The sequence below is a fragment of the Photobacterium makurazakiensis genome, assembly GCF_050336715.1.
Lineage (GTDB): Bacteria > Pseudomonadota > Gammaproteobacteria > Enterobacterales > Vibrionaceae > Photobacterium > Photobacterium makurazakiensis.
This window is the reverse complement of sequence record NZ_JAKJSJ010000105.1, coordinates 1-10,589: the sequence shown is the minus strand read 5'-3', so window position 1 is coordinate 10,589 and position 10,589 is coordinate 1. Positions and strand designations below refer to the sequence as shown.

Genomic DNA, 10,589 nt, shown 5'->3' with positions numbered 1-10,589 from the left:
CGGGAGGTTTGTAGGTGTATACAAGCTTAGCCATAAAGGAAGTGAAAAGATGTATATAGATTATAATGGCTATTTTATGAAATTCTTTTCAAATTATATAATTTGGTTCACAGCATCAAATCGAAATGAACAAGATATTCGAGTGCGCTATGGTTTGAAAATTTTTAGAATCGCTATTGAAAATAATAATCACGTTTTAGAGATGAATAATCCTGCTCTTAGGATTGATAATAGATTATTAAGGAAAGGAACATTTTTATATTATCAGTAAAAAGTTAAGGTTATTTTCAATGTTGATAATTAATTCCCTATCTACAGATTATGTTCTCTTTAGGTGGGGGTTAATTCTTGTTTCATTCTCCGCGTGAATTAATGGAAATTGTTGCGATTAATCAGAAATCACTTTGTTTAATTTAATTTAATTATGATGTTTTTGATGTAGAGCCTAAAGTAACTATTTTTATGAATTGTCGATTAGAGGATGATATGAAAATGATAATTTTTTATGGGATAGTTTTGTCTGTTTTATTTATTGTGTTGTTCTATGTTAAACATTACCACTTACCATATATAAATAAGTTATGTTCCTTCCGTATTGATGATAATATTAGAGATGTACTAATTAAACCTGGTTTAAATATCGAACTATATGTCGCTGTGAAACGTCAAGACAAAGTTATATTGGATTTTAAATGAACATTTTAGATAGTGAGTTATACTCAAAATATATAGTGGTTCTTGACCCTGTCATCAATAACTCGAGAGAAATTGATGGTTATGATGCACGTTTAAAACCTATCAAACAGTCATATAAAAGTGTCGAAGAACTGGATTATGAGTGTAAAATTAACATATTAATTTACATGCTTGATCGATTGGCATTGTTTTTTGAGTCTTTAGTTAGGAAAAATGACAATTATAGTATTAATTTATATGTATCATTTCAATTTCAGTATACACAAGAACCTCGAGTAATGATTTTTGTTGATGCTTTAAATGATGTATTAAAGAGTAAAAATTGCTATCTGATTTTGACTTTTCCTCGAGATGATTTTTCTAGTAACTTAGGTTTGTTAAACTTATCAGATTTTAATTATTCAATGTGTAGTTCGATAAAGTTAGGAATTGATTGTTTTGATATATCGCCACCTGAGCTATTAGAAATTATGCAATACTTAAATATCAAAGTTGTGAAATTTAATCTTGATTTAAGGTTTATAAAGAAGTTACTTATTGAACACATGCCTGTTTATCGTTATTCACAAATAAGAATATTATTTGAAGGCGTCGACGATGAAGGGCTTTTTTATGAAATGTCTAGCTTGGGTAATGGGTGTTATAAAGGAAAATTAGTAGGGAGTAAGATTTATCTTTTGTAGAAATATTCAATTTCCTATATCACACTGAGACATTTACTCGTGGTATTTTAGACGCTAAGGGTGTCGATACTTGGGACAGCATTCAAGCATTCCTCCTGTTTGATAATGGCTCACAGTGGACGGTGGGTTCTACCGAACTCACTTCCTAAAGCCAATGATGGTCGTAGTTTTATTCTGACTGAAAATAAATATTTACGGGCGGATGCACAAGATCGAGGTTATGAAATTTTTGGTAAGGAAAAAGCATCAACGCCAAATTATAACTTCATAAATTATCCCAATGGCTTAGCGTCTGGATATGGTATTCAGCCGATTCATGATTTTGTCGACAGTATTGTGAACGGTACACCATATTTGGTAACTGGGCTTGATGGGCTTAAAGCGACAGAAATTTGTAATGCAGTGCATCGCTCGTTAGAAATAGGTAAAGTTGTCCGTTTAAAATAATACTGAGATAGTTCCCCCCTATCTTTCAGTCATAAAAAAGCCAGTAGGTTTTAGCTACTGGCTTCATATAAAAGCGTCAGCCCATGTTCGGACTAGACCGGTAACGTACTGTTACGCTAGGAGTTCTTTAGACGTTTCAACTACGTTCTCAACAGTAAAGCCAAACATCTTAAATAGCTCACCTGCAGGTGCCGATTCGCCGAATGTAGTCATACCGATGATACGGCCGTCGAAGCCTACATAYTTGTACCAGAAGTCAGCAATACCCGCTTCAACTGCAATACGTGCAGTTAYATCAGAAGGCAGTACMGATTCACGGTAAGCGGCATCTTGCTTGTCGAATGCATCAGTTGCAGGCATGGAAACAACRCGTACTTGTTTACCTTCAGCCGTTAGTTGTGCAGCAGCCTGAACAACTAGCTCAACTTCAGAACCTGTCGCGATAAGGATAAGCTCAGGCTTACCTTCACAATCTTTCAGGATGTAGCCGCCCTTCGCGATGTTTGCTACTTGCTCAGCGTCACGTTCTTGTTGTGCAAGGTTTTGACGAGAGAAGATAAGCGATGTAGGACCATCTTTACGCTCGATAGCCAGTTTCCAAGCAACAGCTGATTCCACTTGGTCACATGGACGCCATGTGCTCATGTTTGGTGTTAGACGTAGCGATGCGATTTGTTCAACTGGTTGGTGAGTTGGACCATCTTCGCCAAGACCGATCGAATCGTGCGTGTAAACTTGAATGTTCTGAACTTTCATCAGAGCAGCCATACGCATAGCGTTACGCGCGTATTCCATGAACATTAGGAATGTTGCGCCGTATGGTACGAAACCACCGTGAAGAGCAATACCATTCATGATGGCTGTCATACCGAATTCACGTACACCGTAGTGGATGTAGTTACCAGAGAAGTCATCAGCAGTAAGAGACTGAGAACCAGACCACATCGTTAGGTTCGATGGTGCAAGGTCAGCAGAACCGCCCATGAATTCAGGAAGCATTTGACCAAATGCTTCTAGTGCGTTTTGAGACGCTTTACGTGAAGCGATGTTTGCTGGGTTAGCTTGAAGATCAGCAATGATTGCGTTTGCTTTCTCTTCCCACTCAGCTGGAAGTTCGCCGTTAGTACGACGTTTGAACTCTGCTGCTAGCTCTGGGTAAGCCGCTGCGTATGCGTCAAACTTAGCATTCCACGCTGCTTCTTTTGCTGCGCCTGCTTCTTTCGCATCCCACTCAGCGGCAATATCTGCAGGAATTTCGAAAGGACCGTGTTCCCAACCCAATGCTGCTTTAGTTGCTGTGATTTCATCAGCACCTAGTGGAGCACCGTGACAGTCGTGCGTACCCGCTTTGTTTGGAGAACCAAAACCGATAATAGTTTTAGTACAGATAAGCGTTGGACGAGGATCCGCTTTAGCCGCTTCAATAGCAGCGTTGATAGCATCAGAATCGTGACCGTCTACCGCTGGGATTACGTGCCAGCCGTAGGCTTCAAAACGCTTAGGTGTATCGTCAGAGAACCAACCTTCAACTTCACCATCGATAGATATGCCGTTGTCATCCCAGAAAGCAACCAACTTGCCAAGACCTAGCGTACCCGCTAGAGAACATGCTTCGTGAGAGATACCTTCCATCAGACAGCCATCACCCATGAATGCATAAGTGTAGTGGTCTACGATGTCGTGGCCTTCTTTGTTGAACTGTGCAGCCAACGATTTTTCAGCCATCGCCATACCAACCGCATTGGTAATGCCTTGACCAAGAGGGCCAGTCGTTGTTTCGATGCCTGGTGCATAACCGTATTCTGGGTGGCCAGGAGTCTTAGAGTGAAGCTGGCGGAAGTTTTTCAGGTCTTCAATTGAAAGCTCGTAGCCTGATAGGTGCAATAGAGAGTAAATCAGCATTGAACCGTGACCGTTCGACAGAATGAAACGGTCGCGATCAGCCCACTCAGGATTCTGTGGGTTATGATTTAGGTGACTACGCCATAGAACTTCAGCGATGTCTGCCATACCCATTGGCGCACCAGGGTGGCCAGAATTAGCTTGTTGAACACCGTCCATGCTCAAGGCACGGATTGCATTTGCCAGATGTTTGTTTGAATTAGTCATTTTAACGTCTCAATCAGTCAATCTTAATTAATATAAATTTGCGAATTCAGTGATCTCTTGTCTACCGCGTAGTAATAGGAAGTTGAGGAAGCGGCTGGTCGATGTAGTCAGTATCTTGTCTTCACTGACACCGTGTTTTTCCAGCAAGGCAATGGCAAGATCTAGCCGGGCAATTTCTTCGCTGAAATGGGCGTCTGAGCCGGTTGTGAAATACACACCGATCTCTTTGCCAATCTCGACAATGTTGCTGCAGCGAACGTCGCTGCCTTTGCGGCTTTTACCCGTGAGTGACGTGTTGTTGACCTCAACCGCCACGTTATGCTCCTTGGCACAACGAAGCACCTGCTCGATATCAAACGGGTAATTGGGGTTGCCCAAGTGTCCCAGTACATCCACCCGGCCACCCTTGATAACATTAATCAGTGCTGCGGTATGTTCGGCTTCTGTTGCCGGTTTGAATACGGGCTCATGGAAACTAGTGATAACCCAATCAAGGTGTTGGTCTGTCGAGGGCGGCAGGTCGATCTCACCTTTTATGTTGAGAGTATTGGCCTCGACACCGCGAAGGATCCCGACATCATGCAAGAAGCGGGGTAAGATCCGCTGGTTATTGAAATGCCAATAGTGAGGAGCGCCCGGCATTTCCGGCGCATGATCGGTGGTGCAAAGCAGCTTCAGTTTCTTGTTTTTCGCGGCCTGTGCATTTTCAATAATGGTGCTGTAAGCATGTCCACTGGCAATGGTATGGGTGTGGCTATCAATCACGATATCCATAGTGATCTCCTAGTTCGGGTCCTTCAGAGGTGGACTGCTTATTGGATTTCAAATGAACCGTCGTGGTTCATAAACAAATTCAAGTCAGCCTTGATGGAATGGTTGAGCACCTTCTCGACATTGACCGCATCTGATTGATGGTAAAACGCCAAGGCATCTTCTGGTGAGCTGCCGCCGCGGATCTTCCTGTTGACCAATCGCTCTTGCAGGAACCCTGCTTCGGTGTCGAGGAAAACGGAGAAGTCAGCGAGTTTATGTAGCCCCTGCCAAACCGGTTCATCGAGCAGCAACCAGTTACCTTCCACCACAACGATATTACGCGTGACGTCGATGGCGTCATCCACTGGGTCATGAAGGTTTCTATCGTAATAAGGCCATTTAGGGTCTTTCACTTTCAGCTGTTTAAGCTTGTCGATGAGCTCAGTTAAATTAAACGTTTCGTAACAACCTTTGATACTGCGCAGAGAGATTGTCTCACCATTTCGCTCTATGGTGTTGTTGTCGAGAATGTCATTGGGGTAGTGGAAGCCGTCAAAAGGTAATACCTGCAAAGGCTCTAGATGTTCGTCTTGCTCTGACAAATGTTCCCAAAAGGCGGCAAGTGTAGATTTACCACTTCCTGGAGGTGCGCTGAGAAAAATAACGATGCGTTGCTGGGTTTCGTGATAGAGGCGGGAGAATTTCTCAACTAGGGGTTTATGAATGGTATCGACATCTTTGTCAGGAAATACAGCTTCGGTTTCAAATCCACTGATATTCAAGTTTACTTTCATCTTGAGGCCTCATTGCTTTATCTCTCTTTCGATATTTTCAATTAACAGCTCACATGACAGGTTAAGGACTGTTTTGATCAGAGATTCGTATCTCATCTGTGAAAAAGATTCGAAAGAAGAAAACTTTAGTTTGTTTATAGACTCAAGGTAAAAGCCGTCTTGCTGGGATGAGAGCACTGCTTGGCTTTTTATGAAGTCGTAAACTACATCATCACCGAAAGAGACTTTGTCTGAAGTAGTGACGACATAGTCTAAGGTCTGATTGTACAAACCAATATCTGCATAGGTTTCTAATGAAATCTTACCCATCGCAAACATCAGTTTTGATACGACATCAGTGGTTTCCAGCGGGCCATCTTCCCGTAATAGTGGTTCCACAGCATACTCCATCACTAACTCGTCTTGGACAAAGACTTTTGGGAGTAATGCTTTTAACTTGAGGTTAATTATTTTGTTCGAAATCTGAAGAAACGAAGTCGCGTTATCGCACTCTTCTAGTTTCTTAAGTAATTCATGTTCACGTGACACCGTTAGTGACCTCTTCATCGTGTGGCAGCGCAAAGGCTACCACACAATTTCGTTGTATCTAAACGACTAAGCTCACGTCATGAAACTCTAGTAACGCTTTTTCTGCATCCACGTTCCACACATAGTTGTTGGCTTTTAGAATGGCGTCCAACTCGGCGAAGAACGGGTCTTGTTCGGCAAGCGACATAAAGTCATCAATGGCAGTGAGCGGCAGATCAATATGCGGGTAAATCAATTTCTTACCGCCAGGGATCTCCAGCTGATTCAAAATTGTATGCGGCGCTGCCTGCAAGCCACCTACGTGGGTGATCATAAATGACGGGTTGATCAAATGGTCAGATGATAGGTCGAGTGATTCGAGCATATCACCCGTTGAACCACCTGAGGTGCCCACAATATGGGTTGCTTCGTAGTGCACGTTGTAGAAGTTGAACGGCACTTTGAATTTCTTGTCTGTTGGGCCAGCAAAGAAGTTTAAACAACCGTCGTTACCTAGTAGCTCATCGGCTTGTTCTAATACTTGCGATACCGCGGCGTATACCATCACATCGTCGTAGCCTTGGCCACCATTGAGTGATTTCAGGTACGAAACAGGATCGTCAATTTGTGCGGTATTAACGTAGTGCAGCGCGATACCTTTTTCTTGGGCGGCGCTCACTGGGATCAGGCTTTCAGCGCGATCAAGGCGGTTTTGATCAATGTCGGTCACCACGATAATTCTTGGTTTCACCGGGCCATTAATCGCGTAATCAATGGCACCGATACCCATTGGGCCTGCACATGCTAGTAGTGCCAATGAACCGCCTTCTTTAATGCCCATCTCATGTTCATAAACATACGGCGTGGTGTGGTAGCTAGCGTGATAAGCACCGATGATGCAAGACATTGGTTCAGCCAGCGATGCGTCGGCAAAGTACTCACCCTTGTAAGGCAATACACAGCCCAAATCGATAGCGATTTTTGGAATGATTGAGTAGGTTGCGTTGCCACCAAAAGTCTCGTAGCTGTAACCGGCAGAATAGCCCGATGGCAAGCCCATTGCTGGTTGCAGGACAAAGGACTCACCAGCAGTGAACTTGTCTTTTAGGTTCTCACCCACTTCAACAATGATGCCAGCGTATTCGTGGCCGGTCATCACCGGAACTTCTTCGATATTTTCTGGAACTCGTTTGTGTGTGCTTCCAAGCAAAGCCGCTTTGTAAGTTGATAGGCAAATGCTATTTGAGATGTTCTTAACAAGAAGTTCGTCTGCTGAAATGGTCGGTAATTCGAATGTTCTCAGTTGAACATCCTTCTCGCCACAGATAACCGCTGCTGTTGTTTGTACCATGATTTCTCTCCTGAGTGGGGCGGATAACCGCCCCATACTGCATTGTTAGGCTGGTTGCTCTGTCGCGACCATCTGTTGTTCGATAGTTACCATCAGCTCATCAAGAGCTGGGTCGTGAAGGAAGTTTTTGATTGTGATGACCGGTAGTCCTGTCGCGTTTACCGCTCGGCTTTCTAGACTTTCATGGGTGACAACGATGTCGGCGTCACTTGGGACTTTCTCGATAGCGAAGTTCTTCACTTCAATATCGATACCCGCCTTGGTTAGTTTGCGTTTGAAGGTTGAGGCCCCCATCGCACTGGATCCCATTCCCGCATCACATGCAAAAGCGACAAATTGGATAGCTTTTGTTTCTGTTGTGCTAGCTGTTGTGGCAGGTTTAACTGCGCCTTCTGCTTTCATGTCTTTCATGTCAGTAACAGATTGTTCGAACTCGGTCTCTTTGTCTTCTGACTTGCTCATCTTCAGAATCGCGCTGGCGACAAGGAAGGAAACGACCGTTGCAGATACCACACCAGCAATCGTTGCGATGAAGCTACCTTTTGGTGTCAGTGCCAAGTAAGAGAAGATAGAGCCAGGGCTTGGACCCGCTACCAGACCTGCGTCAAGTAGGTTGAATGTTGCGATACCTGTTGTTGCACCAGCAATCATTGCCAAAATCATAATTGGCTTCATCAGCACGTATGGGAAGTAAAGCTCGTGGATACCGCCGAAGAAGTGGATGATGATGGCACTTGGTGCTGAGCGCTTACTGAGGCCTTGGCCAAATTTTGCGTAAGCCAGCAACATACCAAGACCTGGACCTGGGTTAGATGCCACCATAAAGAAAATAGATTTGCCGGTTTCTGCTGCCGCTTGTAGACCCAGAGGGTAGTAGATACCTTGGTCAATGGCATTATTAAGGAATAGTACTTTGGCTGGTTCGTTGATGATCGCCAGTAGCGGTAAGAAGCCCGTTGCAACCAGTGCCTCAATGCCCGATTTCACGAACAGGTTAGCGGCTGTTACAGCTGGGCCAACAATCTCGTAGGCGAACAAGCACAGGATCATGCCGACAATACCTAGCGAGAAGTTGTTCACCACCATTTCGAAGCCCGAAGGAATACGGTGCTGGATACGTTTATCCATTTGCACGATAACCCATGCACTCAATGGACCCATGATCATCGCACCGACGAACATTGGGATATCTGCGCCGACGATAACACCCATGGTACCAATGGCACCGGCAACGGCGCCGCGCTTATCACCAATGATTTGACCACCAGTGTAACCAATCAGTAGGGGGAGTAAGTATGTGATCATTGGGCCAACAAGTTCACCAAAGGCTTCGTTTGGCATCCAACCGGTTGGAATAAAGAGTGCTGTAATAAAACCCCAGGCGATGAAGGCCCCGATATTGGGTAGCACCATGGCGGTCAAATGACCCCCAAAGGCTTGGACATTGGCTCGCATATTTGTTTTCACGTTATGTTCCTTCTTAGTATGCTTTTATAATTTCGAGCACTTGTTCTTTAGAAGATGCTTGGGATAGTTTTTCGATGCTATCTTCGTCCACAAACATTTCGCTCAAGGCTTGAATCACTTCAATGTGGGTATCAGAGTCTTTTGCTGCTAAAGTAATAAGGATATTGGCCGGACCGAGTTCAGAGCCAAAATCAACAGGTGATGGGAATACATGAATACCAAGGCCTGTCTTCAATACCCCGGTTTCAGGTCGTGCATGGGGCATTGCTAGGCCAGGACATAAAACGTAGTAAGGGCCATTATCTTTTGTCGATTGAATGATGGCATCTGCATATTGTGGTGATACGTAACCGCGTTGTTCTAGATAATTAGTGGTTTTTCTGACCGCTTCTTGCCATTGGTATGTGCCGTCGTTGATGACATCAACTAAATCGTGATCGATTAATTCGTATAGCATGTCTTTCACCTTGTTCTTCGTTGTTGGGGCTATTATCAGTACACTTGAAGGGTGAAGCAAATGGCATGAAAGTGTGACGGTTGTCCAAATAATATTGGTGTCAAGCAGTGTTTTATTATCAGGATCACGTACTTGTTATGTTTTTAATTTTCATTTTTTGTTTAAAATACAAATCAACCCCTTTAATTTGAATTTGATCTGATTTTCACTATTTAATTTTAATTCTCGTGGTGTGATTTACGTCTTGTTTTGTTGATTGCATACGTGAAAACTTTGAGTTAGATCGTTTTTGGTTTTGGTGTGAATTAATAGCTTTCAACGGCTTTCATATCCTGTTTGTTATCGGTTCAGCTTGGTTATAACTGCTCTGAAATTTAATAACGAAATGCGTGAAATTTATGTTCTCATTATGATTTTACTTGGGCCTATTGAGGGGATTTGAAGTGCTGATTACCCCGCATATCATGCATTGTTAGCAGAGCTACCTTTCTGTTTTTAAATTTTTAGTGAAGTTAGTCTAGAGTAGACAGGATATAAACGGATTTTTATACTAAATGGAAAGCAGGTGAAATCATATTCATGAGAAGGTTATCGGGTTCAACCTTAGTTAAAAAAGAAGCATTACTATTTTTTTCTATTGTATTTATCGTTATATTTTTGACTTTTGTTCTTATTTCCGAGGTATATAAAGAACAAATCATCGCATTAATTATTCCTATATTCATGATTGCTGTGATTTTTATTCTTTATAAAAGTAAGCTCAGTGACTTGTCATATGAGGTGATTGACTACGGTGATTATTTACTCTTTAAGAAAGGTGATGTGAGTCAGCTTGTTGACTTCAGTGAAATAAGACATGTATATGGTGAAAAAGGTAAACCGGAAAGAATCATTATTGAGCTAAAAGAAAAAGGTAATCTTGGACGCTGTCTTGTATTTGCGGTGCCAGAAAGGTTTTTTCAATATACAGAGAACCCAATTGTTGTTGAGCTCAGAGGGCGAGTTAAAGAGAGTAAGCACGCTAGAGGTTGAGCTTGTACGTTATGCTGAGCGATAGCGATCGGCATTCAATATGATCGTTGATGAAGATAAAAGCGAAAACATACACAAATAAAAATGCCGACGTTATGTCGGCATTTTTGTATTACTTACTTTTAATCTTTTAATCTTAAGCTAGTAGTTCTTTAGATGTCTCAACTACGTTCTCAACAGTGAAGCCAAACATTTTGAATAGCTCACCTGCAGGTGCCGATTCGCCGAATGTAGTCATACCGATGATACGGCCGTCGAAGCCTACATATTTGTACCAGAAGTCAGCAATACCC

At 42.9% G+C, this 10,589-nt stretch carries 12 protein-coding genes; 4 read left to right on the top strand and 8 right to left on the bottom strand.

The genetic code is table 11. The features are described 5' to 3' along the window. From L4D09_RS27935 to L4D09_RS27925, 3 genes are all read left to right on the top strand, one after another. The coding region (locus L4D09_RS27935; protein WP_428460809.1) for a hypothetical protein at positions 1-271 on the top strand (271 nt) is incomplete at its 5' end. 421 nt (positions 272-692) lie between these two features. Beyond that, positions 693-1,379: a hypothetical protein gene (locus L4D09_RS27930; protein WP_428460808.1), complete on the top strand. Its 687-nt coding sequence runs from the start codon at positions 693-695 to the stop codon at positions 1,377-1,379. A gap of 105 nt (positions 1,380-1,484) precedes the next feature. Beyond that, positions 1,485-1,826: a hypothetical protein gene (locus tag L4D09_RS27925; protein WP_428460807.1), complete on the top strand. Its 342-nt coding sequence runs from the start codon at positions 1,485-1,487 to the stop codon at positions 1,824-1,826. Between the two features lie 111 nt (positions 1,827-1,937). On the opposite strand, the gene tkt is transcribed toward L4D09_RS27925, so the two are convergent. From tkt to L4D09_RS27890, 7 genes are read right to left on the bottom strand one after another with little or no spacing between them, the layout of a single operon-like run. Beyond that, positions 1,938-3,935, bottom strand: a complete 1,998-nt coding sequence (tkt, locus tag L4D09_RS27920; RefSeq protein ID WP_428460806.1) for a transketolase — start codon at positions 3,933-3,935, stop codon at positions 1,938-1,940. A gap of 27 nt (positions 3,936-3,962) precedes the next feature. Beyond that, a complete protein-coding gene (locus L4D09_RS27915; RefSeq protein ID WP_428460805.1) occupies positions 3,963-4,709 on the bottom strand; it encodes a phosphatase in 747 nt (248 codons plus the stop codon). 38 nt (positions 4,710-4,747) lie between these two features. After that, positions 4,748-5,482, bottom strand: a complete 735-nt coding sequence (locus L4D09_RS27910; RefSeq protein ID WP_428460804.1) for a nucleoside/nucleotide kinase family protein — start codon at positions 5,480-5,482, stop codon at positions 4,748-4,750. A 9-nt stretch (positions 5,483-5,491) separates the two neighbouring features. Further along, on the bottom strand, positions 5,492-6,010 hold the full coding sequence (locus tag L4D09_RS27905) for an MltR family transcriptional regulator (RefSeq protein ID WP_428460803.1): 519 nt from the start codon (positions 6,008-6,010) through the stop codon (positions 5,492-5,494). A gap of 58 nt (positions 6,011-6,068) precedes the next feature. Further along, a complete protein-coding gene (locus L4D09_RS27900; protein WP_428460802.1) occupies positions 6,069-7,340 on the bottom strand; it encodes a zinc-binding dehydrogenase in 1,272 nt (423 codons plus the stop codon). A 45-nt stretch (positions 7,341-7,385) separates the two neighbouring features. Next, complete coding sequence (locus L4D09_RS27895) at positions 7,386-8,807, bottom strand: PTS mannitol transporter subunit IIBC (protein WP_428460801.1); 1,422 nt, start codon at positions 8,805-8,807, stop codon at positions 7,386-7,388. A gap of 13 nt (positions 8,808-8,820) precedes the next feature. Beyond that, positions 8,821-9,264 (bottom strand): PTS sugar transporter subunit IIA, encoded by a 444-nt coding sequence (locus tag L4D09_RS27890; RefSeq protein WP_428460800.1) that lies wholly within the window; start codon positions 9,262-9,264, stop codon positions 8,821-8,823. Between the two features lie 579 nt (positions 9,265-9,843). On the opposite strand from L4D09_RS27890, the gene L4D09_RS27885 reads away from it, so the two are divergent. Beyond that, positions 9,844-10,296: a hypothetical protein gene (locus tag L4D09_RS27885; RefSeq protein WP_428460799.1), complete on the top strand. Its 453-nt coding sequence runs from the start codon at positions 9,844-9,846 to the stop codon at positions 10,294-10,296. Between the two features lie 136 nt (positions 10,297-10,432). Here L4D09_RS27885 and L4D09_RS27880 read toward each other — a convergent pair. Next, positions 10,433-10,589 (bottom strand): transketolase-like TK C-terminal-containing protein (locus L4D09_RS27880; protein ID WP_428460810.1); only part of this gene is annotated, 157 nt, incomplete at its 5' end.

What these genes read in the sequence shown, in the direction of transcription:
- L4D09_RS27885 (WP_428460799.1), top strand. Translation starts at nt 9,844, where the DNA reads ATGAGAAGGTTATCGGGTTCAACCTTAGTTAAAAAAGAAGCATTACTA.
- L4D09_RS27915 (WP_428460805.1), bottom strand. Translation starts at nt 4,709, where the DNA reads ATGGATATCGTGATTGATAGCCACACCCATACCATTGCCAGTGGACAT.
- L4D09_RS27890 (WP_428460800.1), bottom strand. Translation starts at nt 9,264, where the DNA reads ATGCTATACGAATTAATCGATCACGATTTAGTTGATGTCATCAACGAC.
- L4D09_RS27930 (WP_428460808.1), top strand. Translation starts at nt 693, where the DNA reads ATGAACATTTTAGATAGTGAGTTATACTCAAAATATATAGTGGTTCTT.
- L4D09_RS27900 (WP_428460802.1), bottom strand. Translation starts at nt 7,340, where the DNA reads ATGGTACAAACAACAGCAGCGGTTATCTGTGGCGAGAAGGATGTTCAA.
- L4D09_RS27925 (WP_428460807.1), top strand. Translation starts at nt 1,485, where the DNA reads ATGGCTCACAGTGGACGGTGGGTTCTACCGAACTCACTTCCTAAAGCC.
- L4D09_RS27910 (WP_428460804.1), bottom strand. Translation starts at nt 5,482, where the DNA reads ATGAAAGTAAACTTGAATATCAGTGGATTTGAAACCGAAGCTGTATTT.